This window comes from Yersinia hibernica (genome assembly GCF_004124235.1).
GTDB lineage: Bacteria > Pseudomonadota > Gammaproteobacteria > Enterobacterales > Enterobacteriaceae > Yersinia > Yersinia hibernica.
On sequence record NZ_CP032487.1, the window covers coordinates 2,339,508 to 2,355,532 of the forward strand.

Consider the following 16,025-nt stretch of genomic DNA (forward strand, 5'->3'; position numbering starts at 1 on the left):
TTTCATGGTCATCTCCCGATGAGTGTCGGCCTGGTTAGTCAGGCTCGCGGAATCAAATTTGCAGGCTCAGATTAGGCGGAGAGGGCTGTCAGCATCGTGACAAGGAAATAACATTTTTGTCAGGAAACAGGCTGGGATGGGAAAGCATTTCTGACAGCGCTGTCAGGTAGCCGTCAGCTTTATGTTGGCAATCACAACGCAGAATGGTCTCGCTTAAATGAGAGTCATGTTTAATTTTCTGAGAAACGGAGCGATCAATGAAAAGCCAGAATGCCCCAACAATGCCAGAGCGGCGCAAGCTATTAGTCGCCGGGGCCGGTATTGCCGCCGCCTCGCTGATTCCGCACGTATCAGCGGCGAACCAATCCTCTCAGAGCGATTCCTCCCGACAAACCAGCCAACGCAATGCTGCTCCGGGCAAGCGTAAACTCGGGAAGCTGGAAGTTTCTGCCGTCGGTCTGGGCGTGCAGAACATGAGTCGCAAATACGACACTTCCGTTCCCTGGCGTCCCGAGATGATCAATGTTATCCACCGGGCATTTGATGAAGGGGTAACGTTTTTCGACGCTGCTGAAGCCTACGGCCCGTTTGAAGTCGAAAAAATTCTCGGGGAAGGCATCGCCTCGTTCAGGGACAAAATCGTTATCGCCACCAAGTTTGGCTGGAACATTGACCAACAGACGGGTAAGCGTCTGCCGGGCCTTAACAGCAGGCCTGAGCATATCAGGCAGGTCGTCGACAATATGCTCAAACGCCTGCGTACCGATCGTATCGATTTACTGTATCAACACCGGGTTGATCCGCAGATCCCTATCGAAGATGTCGCCGATGTGGTGAAAGATTTAATGGATCAAGGAAAAGTCCTGCACTGGGGTCTGTCTGAAATGGGCATCAACACGTTGAGGCGCGCCCATGCAGCATTACCCGTGACCGCCGTACAAAGTGAGTACTCCATGCTCTGGCGTGGCCCTGAAAAACAGGTGCTTCCAGTGTGTGAAGAACTGGGCATTGGGTTCGTGCCATGGAGTCCACTCGGCGTGCAGTTTTTAACGGGCTGGATTGATGAGAATACCCGGTTCGCTGCCGGTGATTTCCGCGCGACAGAAACACGCTTCTCGCCTGATAACCTGCCACATAACTTACAGCTGGTGGCGCTACTGAAATCCTGGGCAATAAGAAAAAATGCCGCACCGGGGCAGATTGCACTGGCATGGCTCCTGGCCCGTAAACCGTGGATTGTTCCCATTCCTGGCACCACCAATAAAGACCATATGCTGCAAAACACAGCGGCTACCGGCGTGTCGCTGACTTCCGCCGAGATGACCGAACTCACCCGCTCACTGGACGCCATCACTATCCAGGGTCAACGTCTGCCGGATGCTGTGCAGGTTTATTCTGATGTTGAAGCACCGATGAAAAGTTAAGAGGAAGTCCCGTTATGCGCCTGTTGTTAGTCGAAGATGAAGAAAAAACGTCAACCTATCTCAACCGTGCGTTGAGTGAGTCCGGATTTACGGTAGATGTCTCTGCAGACGGAGCTGAAGGTCTTCATTACGCGCTGGAGTTCGACTACGACGCGATAATACTGGATGTGATGCTGCCGGGGATGGATGGCTACCGGGTGCTCGAGGGTGTGCGAGCAGCCAAACAGACGCCGGTGCTGATGCTCTCGGCACGGGGATCGGTTGACGAGCGCGTGAAAGGGCTTCGTCTTGGCGCGGATGATTATCTCCCTAAGCCCTTTTCGCTTATTGAGCTGGTGGCGCGTATTCAGGCACTGGTGCGTCGCCGCGCTACGGATGGCGCAGACATCACTCAGCTGCAAATTCACGATCTGCATCTCGACTTACTGGCTCGCCGCGTATTTCGCGCCGGAACGCGACTGGAACTGACTGCGAAAGAGTTTTCCCTGCTGAGCCTTCTGGCCCGGCATCAGGGAGAGATACTGTCAAAGATGATGATAGCTGAGCAGATATGGGACATGAATTTCGACAGTGATGCCAACGTGGTTGAAGTGGCCATTAAACGCCTGCGAGCCAAAGTGGATGCGCCGTTCGACGTCAAACTGCTGCATACCGTTCGTGGCATGGGTTATGTCCTCGAAGTACGGTCCGAATAAATGAAGGGGATAAACATGCCTGAGCGTTCCATCTCCGTTCATCTGGCGCTGATGTTTGCCTTATCCGCGCTGCTGATTGTGTCCGTTATCGGCATCCTGCTCAGAAGCTCCTTGCATGACTCTTTGCAAAAGCAGATGCACAACGAACTGCTGTTCCGGGAATCATTAATGAGTCCGTGGATCACCGCCCGAACCTCGGCTGACGGCTGGTCGACGCTGGCCAATAAATTCACCTTATTAACCAATTCTGAAGGCGAGCGCGTTCGCTACTGGATAGTAAGCGATAACCCACGCTTTAGCATGGGGGGAACACCACCGGTAGGTGTTCAATGGTCTTCATTACAGGAGGGCTTTAATAAAGTGCCCGGTGCATCAGAAAGTGCATGCTCGCTGTTTCTGTTAGTGAAAACTATCCCCGCGAACGGAGAAAGACCTGAGCTGCGCTATGTGGTTGCCATCGACTCCACGCCGTACATGGGCACACTCGATGCGTTCACGCGTACACTGCTGATCATTACCGCACTGGGCGTCGTGATTGTCGCCTTACTGGGATACGTCGTTTCAAGGATCGGTCTTCGTCCCGTTGGCGCGCTCAGTAAACAGGCCCGGCAACTCGCTCCCGGCGACCATGGTCAGCGCCTGAATACCGAAGCATTACCTGACGAATTACAGCAATTAGCATCATCTTTTAATGGCGTGCTAGAACGGCAAGAGGTCGCCTGGAGGCAGCTCGAAAGCTTTAATGCCGATGTTGCGCATGAACTCCGAACTCCGCTGACTAATCTGATCGGCCAGACGCAGCTGGGTCTCTCGCGCCGACGTTCGCATGATGAACTGGAAGAGTTATTGGGTTCCAATCTCGAGGAGCTTGAACGCATGACGTCTATCGTTAACGACATGCTGTTCCTGTCCCATGCCCACGCGGGTGAACATGCGTCCCAGCTGACTAAGGTGTCCCTGCGGGAAGAAACCCTGAAAACAGTGGAGTATGTGGAACCCTCTTTTGCTGAAAAACAGCTCTCTCTGGATGTTCAGGGCGACGTCACCGCGCATATCGACCGACGGCTGTTCCACCGCTCACTGGCTAATTTACTGGAAAACAGCGCAAGGCATTCACCCTCCAATAGCACGGTTATGGTGCGGTTAAGCGAAACCGGTCATCAAGCCTGTGTTGAAGTGTCAAACCCGGGCGATCCGATAGCGCCAGAGCACTTACACCGGCTTTTCGAGCGGTTCTATCGCGTTGACACCTCCCGAGCCAGGAGTGATACCCATCATGGACTGGGCCTGTCGATCGTGCGTGCTGTCGCCATTATGCACCGGGGAGATGTCTTTGCCCGTAGTGAAGGTGGCATCAATACATTTGGCCTCACCTTTGCGATACAAGCGGATAAAGCGGCGGGCAATGCTCAATTCGGCGCTGAGCCGGGACCAGGTTTAACTGACAGAATTGTCAGGGGGGCGTCAGCCTGACGTCATTACTCCCTCGATAAAATCATCGCAGGCAATCCCCTCTTCATTGATAAGGACGCTTTGCATGATCGGACATTTACGTTACTTCGGGCTGTTACTGCCCCTCTTCACATTTTCATCCTGGACAGCGGAGCAAAATCCCGCTGTCCATATCGCCCCCGCAGGAAGTCAGAGCGCGGTGTTCGGGCCAGCCGAGAACTTTACCGGTCGCGTCAGGGTTGATCCTCTCTTCAAACCGGATAACGATATCCGTGTTTCAGGGGCTTATGTCACCTTTGAGCCTGGAGCCCGTTCCGCCTGGCATACGCATCCGGCAGGCCAGCGGCTAATTGTGACCTCTGGTGTTGGGCTCACCCAACAAGAAGGCCAGCCGGTGCAGGTTATCCGCGCCGGTGACGTTGTCTCTTGCCCGGCGGGCGTCAAACACTGGCACGGGGCGGCCCCCGGCAGCGCGATGACGCATCTGGCGATAACCGGGATTGTGGATGGCAAAAGCGTTAACTGGATGGAGAAAGTGACAGATGAACAATACCACGCCCATTAAAGCATTAGCGGCAGCGGTACTGCTGACCTTTGGTTTTGGTCTCGCGGCACATGCTGCGCCCGTCAATAAAGGAGCCTCAGAAATGCACCACGAACAAACGGTTTCAGATACGCTGTCAGCCCGCCAGCAGGCCATCCCGTTAATTGCGGCAACGATGGCCAGCAGTCAGATGGATAAGCTGAATACTGCACTTAATCAGGGGCTTGACGCCGGGCTGACGATAAACGAAACCAAAGAAATTCTCGTCCAGCTTTATGCTTACACGGGTTTCCCCCGTAGCCTGAATGCGCTGAATGCGCTGATGAAGGTCGTCGAAGCACGTCAACAACGTGGCATCGAAGACGTTGAGGGCAAAGAGCCGGTTGCCCCGATCCCTGTCGGGGATGAGCTTCGCCGTATCGGTACCGCAAACCAGACAAAAATCTCAGGCGCTCCCGTCCAAGGCCCGCTGTTTGATTTTGCCCCGGTGATTAACCAGTTCCTGCAAGCGCATCTTTTCGGTGATATTTTCGCCCGCGATAACCTCGACTGGCAAAGCCGCGAGCTGGCAACGGTTGGCGCATTAGCGGCCACACCAGGCGTTGAAGCCCAGCTGTTATCGCATACCCGAGCCAGCATGCGGGTCGGCCTGACGGCAGCGCAGCTGCGCCAGCTGGCACAGGTTCTGCGTGAACATGGCGAAAGTGATGCAGCAACGCGAGCAGAAAAGGCGCTGCAGCAGGCGCTCGCAAACAAGTAGGAGTAGGTTATGGAGCATGATCCCAACCGCAGAATGTTAATCACCGCACTTGCCGGGCTCACGCTGGCGAACGTCTCTCTGGCATCGGCAGCCACCGGAACCGCAAACGTGCAGGGTAAAAACCGTGTTCTGGTGGCGTACTTTTCCCGCAGCGGAAATACACGAGTCATTGCGGGCGTCATTCACCGCAGCCTGAATACCGATCTGTTTGAAATCGAACCGGTTACGCCTTATCCGGAAGACTATTTTCAGACCGTTGAACAGGCGAAAAAAGAGCGTGAGCGAGGCGTAAAACCGGCATTAAAAAATAGCGTCGCAGATATCTCACGCTACGAGACCGTATATTTAGGCTTTCCTGTCTGGGGGACCAGCGTGCCGCCTGTAGTGCAAGCATTTCTCAGCAGCCACAACCTTGCGGGCAAATTACTCATCCCCTTTATTACTCACGGTGGCTACGGTAAAGGAGGCAGCGACGACATCCTTGCCAGTCTCGCCCCAACTGCGCGTCGGGAAAAACCGCTGGTCATTGAATGCGACCAGGAGCGAAGAACCACTGAAACGGTAACAAGTTGGTTAGAGACAATACGCAGTTAATCGTCCGCATTCATGAGTCTGCCAAATAAGGGCAATCAGGGGTGCTAAATAATTAACGCTGACTACTCAGATATGATTGAACGGCAAACATAACAGAGGATGTAATCTTGAAGACAATCTTAAAAACGCTGGCCATCTGCGTGATGGCGGGTGGCCTGATGGCTCAGTCGGTATACGCCGAGCCGCTGGTCATTCAGGAACAGGGAAGCTTTTCTGCCGGTGGCACTATCATCACCGCACCAGGAACATTTGATGCAAAAAAGCCGCTGGATTCAGCTGGCCAAACCTACCATGGTGATCATGCCTCAGTGTTCTACCAAATTCCGGAAAATCCGCATAAATATCCTATCGTCATGCTGCACGGCGCGGGTCAGTTCTCCCGTACCTGGGAAAGTACCCCGGATGGTCGCGAAGGGTTCCAGAACATATTCCTGCGTCGCGGGTTCTCAACCTATCTTGTCGATCAGCCACGCCGTGGCAGCGCCGGGCGCACGACTATAGAAGGTACTATTACGCCTAAACCGGATGAACAAATGTGGTTCAACCAGTTCCGCGTTGGCGTGTGGCCAGAGTATTTTAAGGGTGTTCAGTTCTCTCACGACAAAGAAGCGTTGAACCAGTATTTCCGCCAGATGACCCCGAACACCGGGCCGTTTGATATCAATGTCATCTCTGATGCGATGTCCGCCGTCGTGGATAAATCCGGCCCCGCTATCCTCTTCACCCACTCTCAGGGTGGCGGACCAGGTTGGTACACGGCGATGAAAAATGACAAGGTCAAAGCCATTGTCGCCTTTGAGCCTGGCAGCAGCTTTGTCTTCCCGGAAAAAGAACTCCCTGCCCCTATGCCAAGCGCGTTTGACACGCTGAAGGGTGAGCCTGTGCCAATGGAACAGTTTATGGCACTGACCAAAATCCCGATTCTGATTATTTACGGCGATAACATACCGGATAAGCCTGTCACCATGCCTGCGCAGGACAGCTGGCGCGTACGCCTGGCAATGGCTCGGGAGTGGCGTGACGTGGTGAACAAGCATGGCGGTGATGTGACGGTGACGCATCTGCCTGAAGTGGGAATCAAAGGAAATACCCACTTCCCGTTCTCTGATTTAAATAATGTGCAGATTGCTGATTTGGTGAGTAAATTCCTGAAGGAAAAAGATCTGCAGTAGGACGAGATTATAGCGAGCCTTCATTAATGAAGGCTCAAAACAAATATAAGCTTTATATAATTAAAAAGGCCTAATCCTGGCGGTAAATTGTTGAACGTGACTGTCCGCTGTGAGCGAGGAGCTGACCTAAATATATAGCTTAAAACATGCGATGATGATTGAGCTGCAGCCAGGTTTCAGAAGGACCGGCAGATCTGCGGATGGATTACTTCAGCTCCAGCACACTTATCACATGGGCAATATCCGCGATATCGCCTACTGACAACGGTTGCAGAGGTCGAGGCAGGCAATCCATGTCAGTAAGCCCAAGCACACCAGCAGCAGCGGCAATAACGCGAATACTTCCGCCATGTTTACGGAACAGCGACCACAACGGCTCAAGGTGGGTTGTCAGGGCAGTAACGCGTTGATGATCGTTTGCCGCCGCTGCTTCAGTGATTTGTTTCGCCATCTCAGGGAACAGACCGCCACACACGGAATACCAGACTTCACAACCAGCGTTTAATCCCAGCCCCGCATAAGCGTCGCCACTGATACCGATTGTTACGCCAGGGCGCAGATGTTGACGTAGCGCATTCACCCGCTCAGTCGCTGCAGCTGGGCTATCCGGGACGCCAGGGATCTTGACCGAGCGAACGCCCTCAAGTGATGAGAGACGGCCGTGGAGTTCATCCGTAAAGATAAAATGCGTAGTACCCGGATTATCATAGATACACACCGGTACAGACACGTGCCGGGTAACGGTTTCAAAGAGTGACAAGACTTCTTCGTCACGTAGTGACTGGTAGCTGACTGCCGGGAGTAACAAGGCATTCGCGCCAGCTGCCTGTGCATCATCTGCCAGGTGCAGGATAGCATCGGTATTGACGGCACCCACGCATACCATCATTGGGATATTCCCGGCATGCTGTTTTGCCAGCGTTGCTACGCGCTTGCGCTGCTCCCGGGTCAGATAGGCGTAGCTTCCGGTTGACCCCAGGATGCCCATAGAATCAACCTGGGCCTCTGTAAGACGGGAAAGAATATGGCTGAAACCCTTTTCATCCACGCCGCTGGCGGTGACTGGGGTCAATGGAAACGCCGACAAGCCGGTAAACATAACTGTTTCTCCTGAATGATATTACTGGTGTTGTTCTTCGATGAGAGCAACGTCAAACCACAGGCCGGGCATCATTTTTTCAAGCCCATCGGTCAGCATCTTCCCGGCTTCGTGAAGTCTCTCCAGCGGCATCTGTGGGAGACTCTCCAGAATGAACCACATTTCCTGAGCTTCCACACCTAAGCGGGTTCTGATCCCCTGTCGCCAGTTCCATCGACGGCAGGTCACTCCGGTATCATCACACCAGATAACCTCGCCTTGAGAAGGATATTCAACGACCGCTTCACCCTCCTTGACGGTATCAAAAGGCTCGGTTCCTTTTGCCACAGCCAGACGTGGCGCCCCCTGATAAGCAGAGATATTCTCTCCACCAACCGGAACGGCATAGCGGAGGCTAACGGCATTATAAAGATCAACGATGGGGTCGAGCGCTGGCATCGTTCCGTCACGTAGTACGCGCTTACGTAACGCATCCGCTGAGCAAGGAGTGCGTTTAGGTTTAGCGCCAAATTTTTGAAAAACTTCGGCCCATGCGGCCAGATGAGATTCCGCCCATTCAGGTTCACCGGCCAGAACGGCTTCGCAGGCTTCCCGCAGCGCCGTTTCTCCAGTGTCGGGATTAAGCACTGGCGCAGCTTTTACGTAGATACTGAGTGCCCGAAAACCTGGCGCAATGCGATAAATTTCAGGGGCAATTGACGGAGATACTGTTAACACGTGATAATCCTGTAATGACTAATTTACTCCATAATAATGACCGATGACCAAAAAAGTCAATTTAATGACCGATGCGAATTCTATCGTCAACACGGTGAATGAAGCCGTATCCCAGCGGATCAAACTGTATCGTAAGCAAAAGAAAATATCCCTCGATGAACTCTCCCGTCGGGCGGGCGTCAGCAAAGGAGCGCTGGTTGAGATTGAGGGATGCCGGGCGAATCCCAGCATTGCCCTGTTATGCCGCTTGGCTGCCGCAATGGGGGTTTCGGTGGCTGATTTTGTGGATGTCAGTTCCAAACCGACCGTGCATCTCATTGCTGAAGATGAGATCCCAGAATTGTGGGCTGGTGAAAAAGGTGGGAGAGCAAGATTGCTTGCTGGGTCGGGTGGCCCTGATATGACCGAGCTCTGGATGTGGGAAATGCAGCCAGGAGAAAAGTTTGCTTCACCCGGCCACACGGAAGGGACGCTTGAACTTTTTTATGTTCAGAAGGGCACGCTAACACTGGGCGTACAGGACCATCTGTATCGGGTAAAAACCGGCTGTTCGGCAACGGCCAGAACGGACGTTCCTCATTTCTATGAAAACCGGGAGGAGGATCCATTGGTATTTCTCATGACGGTACATGAGAAAGCATCCTGAGTTGTGGCCCGGTATGCCATTAGGGCTTGTCTCATCAAAGCAAGTTGCAAGGAGTGGTTTAGTGGATAATCAGCATCTGAGTTTTACCAAAGGCCGGTTTACCGTCACAACCGATCCCGCCTTTTTTCAACTGGAAGCCATTCACGATTACCTCTCGCAATCGTCCTGGGCTCCTGGCATTGATGCTGAAACGGTCAGGATATCAATCCAGAACAGCCTTTGTTTTGCCCTTCTGGATGGAACAAGACAAATCGGCTTCGCCCGCCTGGTCACAGACCATGCCACTTTTGGTTATTTGTGCGACGTCTACGTTTTGAACGATTATCAGAAAAGTGGTCTTGGTCGTTGGCTGATTGAATGCTGCCACGCCCATCCATTGATGCCACGTCTGCGACGAATAATGCTGGTCACAGACAGCGCGCCCTGGCTATATCAGAAACTGGGGTATACCCCCTTGAACCGACCAGATTTTGTCTGGCAAATCAATCGACCCGATATTTATCGCAATGCCGGGCAGAAATAACAATATTTTTCAGAGAGTAATGATAAATGTTAATCCGTAGGGCCAGTTCTTCTGATGCAGAAGAGCTGGCTATTTTAGCCGAGCGAACCTTCAGAAAGACTTTCCAGGATGGTAATACTCAGGAGGATATGGATCTTCACTGCCAGGCAAGCTATTCAACAGATATCCAGTTGCAAGAAATCCTCAGACAAGACTGGATTACATTAGTCTGCGAATACGAGAGCTACCTGATAGGGTACGCTCAACTGAGGTGGGAAGAGTTTCCACCCTGTGTCAATAGCATCCATGCCGGAGAAATTCTGTGCCTGTATGTCGATGAGCTCTACCATGGTAAAGGATTTGCGCAGGCACTGATGCAAAAGTGCTTTGCTGAATTTGAGGCAAAGGGATCAGATCCTCTCTGGTTAGGTGTCTGGGAACATAACCCAAGGGCAATCTCTTTTTACCGTAAGCTTGGGTTTACCGAGGTGGGTGAACATATCTTCCAGGTTGGGACAGATCCCCAAAGAGATATCATTATGAAACGCTCAACTTGTGTCAGTTGAACAAACATTGCGACGTCCACTTATGGCACAAAGCCGACCTTCAGCCCGCCCTAAAAATTAATGAACACATCTAATAAACCCTAGCTAATTACCCCACCTAATCGAATAAATCAGTTTGCGTTATTCTTTTCCTGCACAACAGCCAAAGGATAACGTCATGCAAACTGTAAAACTGAACAACGGTATTGAAATGCCCCTGCTGGGCTTTGGTGTATTTCAGATGTCTGATGCCGCTGAATGCGAAAGAGCCGTTATTGATGCCATCGATACGGGATACCGCCTGATCGATACCGCAGCGTCTTACCAGAATGAAACCCAGGTCGGGAACGCGCTGAAACAAAGCGGTATCGCCCGTAACGAGCTCTTTGTCACGACCAAACTGTGGTTGCAGGATACCAATTACGAAGGCGCTAAAGCACAGTTCGAACGCTCTCTGAATCGACTTCAACTCGATTACGTTGACCTGTACCTGATTCACCAGCCTTACGGCGACGTCCATGGAGCATGGCGTGCCATGGAAGAATTACAACAGGCAGGAAAAATTCGTGCTATTGGCGTCAGCAACTTCCATCCTGACCGACTGGCCGACCTTATCGCCTTCAACAAAGTTCCCCCTGCGGTAAACCAGATTGAAGTTAACCCCTTCAACCAGCAGCTGCATGCCGTTCCATGGAATCAAAGCCATGGCATTCAGCCGGAAGCCTGGGCTCCGTTTGCTGAGGGTAAAAATGGTCTGTTCCAGCATCCCGTGTTAACGGCAATTGGTCAGAAGTACGGCAAAAGCGTGGGCCAAGTGGTGCTGCGTTGGATCTTCCAGCGAGGCATCATTTCACTGGCGAAATCGGTGCGCAAAGAACGCATGGAAGAGAACATCAATATTCTCGATTTTGAACTCAGCCCTGAAGATATGCTGCAGATTGCCGCCCTCGACACCGCAACCAGCGCCTTCTTCTCACACCGCGACCCGGCGATGGTGGAATGGCTGACTGGCCGCAAACTTGATGTTTAAGTCGCGATAAAAGAGGTATTCATTCAATGCAAAAACGTTATCTGGGTAAATCCCGACTCGAAGTCTCCGCACTTGGGCTCGGTTGCATGGGCTTAAGCCACGGCTACGGCCCGGCGACCGATACCCGACAGGCTATCGAGCTCATTCGCGCTGCGGTTGAACGTGGCGTCACCTTCTTCGATACCGCCGAAGTGTATGGCCCCTTTCTTAATGAAGAGGTGGTCGGTGAAGCCTTAAAACCATTTCGTGACCGCGTGGTCATCGCCACTAAGTTTGGTTTTACTTTTGGCGACGACAACAAGCAGCAGATTTTAAACAGCCGTCCGGAGCATATCCGTGAAGCGGTGGAAGGATCATTACGCCGTCTTAAGACTGATGTCATTGACCTGCTATATCAACACCGTGTCGATCCGTATGTCCCGATTGAAGATGTTGCGGGAACGGTGAAAGACCTGATCGCTGAAGGCAAAGTTAAACATTTCGGTCTGTCCGAAGCGGGTGCGCAAACCATTCGTCGTGCGCATGCCGTACAACCTGTCACTGCCCTGCAAAGCGAATATTCAATGTGGTGGCGCGAGCCTGAGCAGGAGATCCTGCCGTTACTGGAGGAACTGGGTATTGGTTTTGTGCCCTTCAGCCCATTAGGCAAAGGTTTCCTGACGGGATCGATTAAGCCAGGAACCACTTTTGGGAAGGATGATTACCGCAGCACCGTGCCGCGTTTCGCCGAGCAGGCGATTGAAGCCAATGAAAAGCTGGTCTCATTGCTGGGTGAACTGGCGGCAGAGAAAGGCGTGACGTCTGCACAAATCGCGCTGGCATGGCTGCTGGCACAAAAGCCGTGGATTGTTCCTATCCCTGGTACCACGAAACTGCACCGGCTGGAGGAAAACCTGGAGGCTGCCGACATCATTCTTTCACAGGATGACTCACGGCAGATAACCCAGGCGCTTGAAACGATTAAAATCGTCGGCGAGCGTTACTCTCCTGAGCATCAGGCTCGCGTAGGTCGTTAATATCCAGACGGGTCTACGGACCCGTTATTCCGAGTAGCGAAGTGCATCGATCATCAGCGCAAAAGCGGGTGGATGCTGCTTACGGCTCGGGTAGTAGAGGTAATATCCGGGGAAAGATGGGCACCAGTCCTGCAAAACCTGAATAAGCTCTCCTGACTTTATATAATCCTGCACCCTGTCTTCAGGTATACAGGCAATGCCAAAACCGGATAATGCAGCATCAATCCTTTCCGCCTGCAGATTAAAGGTTACCTGCCCTTCCACTCTGACCCTTAACGGTTTCCCTTCCTTCTCAAACTCCCAGTGGTAAAGTCCACCGGCTGTCGGCAGGCGCATATTGATACACCGATGATTTTGTAGCTCGTGCGGCGTTTCAGGGGCAGGGTTTGCAGCGAAATAAGACGGCGCTCCTACGACGGCCATTCTCATGTCCGGCCCAATTCTTACCGCAATCATGTCTTTATCCACGCTTTCGCCCAGGCGGATCCCGGCATCAAAACGCCCCTCAACAATATCGACAAAGCCGTTATCCACCACCAGTTCGAGATTGATTTCCGGGTATTCCCGCAGAAAAGGCTTTAGCTTCGGCCATACCAGACTTCGCGCGGCATGTTCCCCGGCAGATAAACGGATATTGCCGGAGGCGGTGCCGTTCAGCTGAACCAGCGATTCCAGCTCCTGCTCAAGATCGGCAATACGCGGTTCAAGGCAGGCAATAATTCTCTCACCGGCTTCCGTAGGGGCAACGCTTCGGGTCGTGCGGGTCAAGAGGCGGATATTCAGCCTTTCCTCCAGGGCCTTCATCGCGTGGCTGAGTGCAGACTGAGAAACCCCCAGTTTACCCGCTGCTTTGGTAAAACTTCGCTCCCTCGCCACCACAAGAAAGATTTGCAGTTCGTTGAAATTTTCTTTGAGCATCGGCGATTTCCTTATGGAGGCATTCCCTTCATCGCACACTCATGAAGGGTGTTCATAGACACAATCATTTTAGCCCTATTACTGACAATAATGATAATTGATATTCTGACCGTATCGAAAATAAGCCCTAATTATCAGTAGGTTTATCATGAAAATACTCGTTGCAGGGGCGACAGGAAGCATTGGCCTTCATGTCGTGAATACCGCTATTGAAATGGGCCATCAGCCTGTAGCGCTGGTCAGAAATAAACGCAAAGTGAAATCGCTTCCTCGGGGAACAGATGTTTTTTACGGCGATGTTTCAATGCCTGAAACCCTCACCGATTTGCCGAAAGATATTGATGGCATCATCTTCACCCTCGGTTCCGATGGTCAGGGTCGTATTGGTGCCAGGGCGATAGATTACGGCGGAGTACGTAATATTTTACGAATTTTCAAGGATACGCCTGTTCGTATCGGCCTGATGACCACAATTGGCGTGACTGAACGACTCAGCACCTGGAATCAACGCACTGAGGTTCATGACTGGAAAAGACGTGCCGAACGACTGGTGAGGGCCAGTGGTCATCCTTATACCATCGTCAGGCCCGGCTGGTTTGATTACAACAATGAGAATGAACACAGAATTGTTATGCTTCAGGGGGACCGCCGCCATGCAGGAACACCGGAAGATGGTGTGATATCCCGGGAGCAAATCGCAGAGGTTCTGGTCAGTGCCCTGACCCACGACGAGGCAAAAAATAAAACGTTCGAGCTGGTAGCTGAGCGAGGCGAAGCACAGCAGGATCTTACCCCACAGCTTGCAGATCTGCTGGCTGATGATCCACAAAAAAATGATGGGGTTCTGGACATAGACAATATGCCTCTGCGTGAAGAACCTGACTGCATTATTAACGAGCTGAACCTGTATTCAAAAAAATTAACCAATCTACAACCCTGACAATTTTGTCATATAGCGGTCAACCTCATGACAGCTTAGGTCTGTATATTTACATACACAGACGGGGATAGTTCCCCTGATACGAATCCAGTTTTAAACATAGATTTTAAAAGAGGTATTAAATATGAAAGCACTACTTATTACTATATTGGTCATGGGGTTTATTTCAGTGAATGCCGCATCTGCAGCTCAGGAAATTAACCATGCAGATGGGAAAGAAAAGATCGGCGTAGTCTCAGCCACCAATGCCTATACGCTTGATGATTTATCAAATGCGCTCTCTCGTAAGGCTGATGAGCAAGGAGCAACCTCGTTCAAAATTCTGTCGACAACGGGGGATAACAGGCTACACGGGGTTGCTGAAATCTATAAATAAATTATAAGACACTAATATTATTGTTAATGAAGGCAGCTAACTGATTGGCACGCTGCACTTCCTACAACCTTTTCTATGTATCGACCCGTTGAACTCACAACGTTAAGCTGACGGTACGTATGAATATGTTCTTAATAACGAGCACAAAATACATGAGACCTTTCACCTACTACTCGTGGTGGTCATTTTGATGGTCTTGACAAGACTGAATTTCTTATTTAGCTTAATCTTCAGCCAGTTAATGGCAAAGGCGATCCCAGTCAGAGGAGCCAAATTAGAAAATCCCGCTTAGCCAACTAAGCGGGATTTTTGTTTGCATTATTAGCATCGCCATGTGCTCTCTTGGTGAAACGCTTAAATATTTATTATTAATCTTTTATCAGCCCATCACTCACAGAATCATTATCAAATTAGCTGCTATCTATCTGATATCTATAAGAGAATAAGACTGACAATGTAGCGTGGAACTTTCCTACGTGTGACGGCGAAAAATCAGATATATTGACATTCAGAATTAAAACTTAACTATTTGCTTTCTTTTTTTCAGAAAAATCGATTCTAATTATAATAAAAAAAATTCCTAACTCGTTTATAATCAAATCACTAAGCAAATTAATGCCGGTGAGATGAATTTGGTTAGGCAACCTAGGCATAAGTAAGAATCTTTTCTTGATAATCTATAATTAGAGATTAAAATCACCAAAATATTACCTCAGATAATTAGTACTTTGGGCATCGGTAGTTGCGGTTCTTGTTTATCTCGTCTTGGGTAATCATTTAAAGTCGGTCGGTGCAAGCGAGGAGCAGTGAATTAACTCTGCGAATCCCAAGATATAACGGTTTACGGAGATAACATGACAAAATCAGTGATGATAGTTGATGACCACCCAGCGATTCGTGTCGCCATTCGTGCGTTATTGTCACAAAGCAATGAATTTTCAACTATTTATGAATCAGTTGATGGCAGTGAAGCCTTAGAAATATTAAAAAATAATCCTGTTGATCTGGTTATTATCGATATTGAACTGCCAAATTTTGATGGTTTCTCATTGCTGAAAAAACTACAGCAACGTGGCTTCACTGGTAAATCGTTATTCTTGTCAGCTAAAAACGAGCAGGTTTTTGCTGTGCGAGCATTACAGGCTGGCGCGAACGGTTTCATTAGTAAGAATAAAGACATTAGTGAAATTCTTTTTGCCGCACAGAACGTATTACGTGGGTATTCTTTCTTCCCATCAGAAACTTTGACCCAATTAGCGGGGCAGCCTTCAAGCCATGACCCTGTCAATCGGGCTCGCTTATTGTCCGAACGAGAAATTAATGTTTTGCGGTATCTGGTCAATGGTCTGTCTAATAAACAAATTGCCGATGAGATGTTTATCAGTAACAAAACTGTCAGTACCTATAAAACACGTATCCTAACTAAATTAGGACTAAGTTCTGTCATTGAACTGGCTGACTATGCACATACCCATAATTTGGTGTAGCTCAACAAAGCCTGATTTGTCGCGTATCGCGCGATTCCTACGTCATTGGTTTTCCTTGCGCATTTTACTGTGTTGCTTGCTATTACTTAGCGGGCAACTTCATGCCAC

18 protein-coding genes are annotated in these 16,025 nt (G+C 50.6%); 15 read left to right on the forward strand and 3 right to left on the reverse strand.

The genetic code is table 11. From position 1 onward, the window contains the following. Positions 1 to 257 precede the first annotated feature (257 nt). The 7 genes from D5F51_RS11065 (at position 258) to D5F51_RS11095 (ending at position 6,641) form a co-directional block, all read left to right on the forward strand. The gene (locus D5F51_RS11065) at positions 258 to 1,424 is read left to right on the forward strand and encodes an aldo/keto reductase (protein ID WP_186368148.1); all 1,167 of its coding nucleotides are present in this window, start codon (positions 258 to 260) and stop codon (positions 1,422 to 1,424) included. 14 nt (positions 1,425 to 1,438) lie between these two features. After that, positions 1,439 to 2,119 (forward strand): heavy metal response regulator transcription factor, encoded by a 681-nt coding sequence (locus D5F51_RS11070; RefSeq protein WP_023320379.1) that lies wholly within the window; start codon positions 1,439 to 1,441, stop codon positions 2,117 to 2,119. A gap of 15 nt (positions 2,120 to 2,134) precedes the next feature. Beyond that, complete coding sequence (locus tag D5F51_RS11075; protein WP_129196735.1) at positions 2,135 to 3,592, forward strand: heavy metal sensor histidine kinase; 1,458 nt, start codon at positions 2,135 to 2,137, stop codon at positions 3,590 to 3,592. A 64-nt stretch (positions 3,593 to 3,656) separates the two neighbouring features. Next, positions 3,657 to 4,136 carry a (R)-mandelonitrile lyase gene (locus tag D5F51_RS11080; RefSeq protein ID WP_129196737.1) on the forward strand — a complete coding sequence of 160 codons (480 nt, stop codon included), beginning with the start codon at positions 3,657 to 3,659 and terminating at the stop codon, positions 4,134 to 4,136. Next, the gene (locus D5F51_RS11085; protein WP_129196739.1) at positions 4,114 to 4,875 is read left to right on the forward strand and encodes a carboxymuconolactone decarboxylase family protein; all 762 of its coding nucleotides are present in this window, start codon (positions 4,114 to 4,116) and stop codon (positions 4,873 to 4,875) included. The genes D5F51_RS11080 and D5F51_RS11085 overlap by 23 nt, the downstream gene beginning before the upstream one ends. A 9-nt stretch (positions 4,876 to 4,884) precedes the next feature. Continuing rightward, positions 4,885 to 5,469: a flavodoxin gene (locus D5F51_RS11090; protein WP_129196741.1), complete on the forward strand. Its 585-nt coding sequence runs from the start codon at positions 4,885 to 4,887 to the stop codon at positions 5,467 to 5,469. A gap of 107 nt (positions 5,470 to 5,576) precedes the next feature. Then, the gene (locus D5F51_RS11095) at positions 5,577 to 6,641 is read left to right on the forward strand and encodes an alpha/beta hydrolase (protein WP_129196743.1); all 1,065 of its coding nucleotides are present in this window, start codon (positions 5,577 to 5,579) and stop codon (positions 6,639 to 6,641) included. Between the two features lie 205 nt (positions 6,642 to 6,846). Here D5F51_RS11095 and D5F51_RS11100 read toward each other — a convergent pair whose 3' ends face one another. Beyond that, positions 6,847 to 7,740 carry a dihydrodipicolinate synthase family protein gene (locus tag D5F51_RS11100; protein ID WP_129196745.1) on the reverse strand — a complete coding sequence of 298 codons (894 nt, stop codon included), beginning with the start codon at positions 7,738 to 7,740 and terminating at the stop codon, positions 6,847 to 6,849. Positions 7,741 to 7,761: 21 nt separating this feature from the next. Further along, a complete protein-coding gene (locus tag D5F51_RS11105) occupies positions 7,762 to 8,457 on the reverse strand; it encodes a B3/B4 domain-containing protein (RefSeq protein ID WP_129196747.1) in 696 nt (231 codons plus the stop codon). A 43-nt stretch (positions 8,458 to 8,500) separates the two neighbouring features. Between D5F51_RS11105 and D5F51_RS11110 the strand changes: the two genes are divergently transcribed. From D5F51_RS11110 to D5F51_RS11130, 5 genes are all read left to right on the forward strand, one after another. Then, the gene (locus D5F51_RS11110; RefSeq protein WP_129196749.1) at positions 8,501 to 9,103 is read left to right on the forward strand and encodes a helix-turn-helix domain-containing protein; all 603 of its coding nucleotides are present in this window, start codon (positions 8,501 to 8,503) and stop codon (positions 9,101 to 9,103) included. 61 nt (positions 9,104 to 9,164) lie between these two features. Beyond that, the gene (locus D5F51_RS11115; RefSeq protein ID WP_129196751.1) at positions 9,165 to 9,626 is read left to right on the forward strand and encodes a GNAT family N-acetyltransferase; all 462 of its coding nucleotides are present in this window, start codon (positions 9,165 to 9,167) and stop codon (positions 9,624 to 9,626) included. A gap of 26 nt (positions 9,627 to 9,652) precedes the next feature. Then, entirely contained in the window at positions 9,653 to 10,171 is a 519-nt protein-coding gene (locus tag D5F51_RS11120) for a GNAT family N-acetyltransferase (protein WP_129196753.1), read from the forward strand. A 157-nt stretch (positions 10,172 to 10,328) separates the two neighbouring features. Beyond that, positions 10,329 to 11,180, forward strand: a complete 852-nt coding sequence (locus D5F51_RS11125) for an aldo/keto reductase (RefSeq protein ID WP_129196755.1) — start codon at positions 10,329 to 10,331, stop codon at positions 11,178 to 11,180. A 26-nt stretch (positions 11,181 to 11,206) separates the two neighbouring features. Continuing rightward, complete coding sequence (locus D5F51_RS11130; RefSeq protein WP_129196757.1) at positions 11,207 to 12,196, forward strand: aldo/keto reductase; 990 nt, start codon at positions 11,207 to 11,209, stop codon at positions 12,194 to 12,196. Positions 12,197 to 12,220: 24 nt separating this feature from the next. Here the strand turns inward: D5F51_RS11130 and D5F51_RS11135 are convergent, their stop codons facing one another. Beyond that, positions 12,221 to 13,114 (reverse strand): LysR family transcriptional regulator, encoded by an 894-nt coding sequence (locus tag D5F51_RS11135; RefSeq protein WP_039188344.1) that lies wholly within the window; start codon positions 13,112 to 13,114, stop codon positions 12,221 to 12,223. A 148-nt stretch (positions 13,115 to 13,262) separates the two neighbouring features. Here D5F51_RS11135 and D5F51_RS11140 point away from each other — a divergent pair, with 148 nt between their 5' ends. The 3 genes from D5F51_RS11140 (at position 13,263) to D5F51_RS11150 (ending at position 15,917) form a co-directional block, all read left to right on the forward strand. Beyond that, positions 13,263 to 14,054 (forward strand): SDR family oxidoreductase, encoded by a 792-nt coding sequence (locus D5F51_RS11140; protein ID WP_129196759.1) that lies wholly within the window; start codon positions 13,263 to 13,265, stop codon positions 14,052 to 14,054. Between the two features lie 124 nt (positions 14,055 to 14,178). Further along, positions 14,179 to 14,430 (forward strand): YdgH/BhsA/McbA family protein, encoded by a 252-nt coding sequence (locus D5F51_RS11145; RefSeq protein ID WP_129196761.1) that lies wholly within the window; start codon positions 14,179 to 14,181, stop codon positions 14,428 to 14,430. An 854-nt stretch (positions 14,431 to 15,284) separates the two neighbouring features. Next, positions 15,285 to 15,917 carry a response regulator gene (locus tag D5F51_RS11150; RefSeq protein ID WP_004705218.1) on the forward strand — a complete coding sequence of 211 codons (633 nt, stop codon included), beginning with the start codon at positions 15,285 to 15,287 and terminating at the stop codon, positions 15,915 to 15,917. Positions 15,918 to 16,025: the final 108 nt, after the last annotated feature.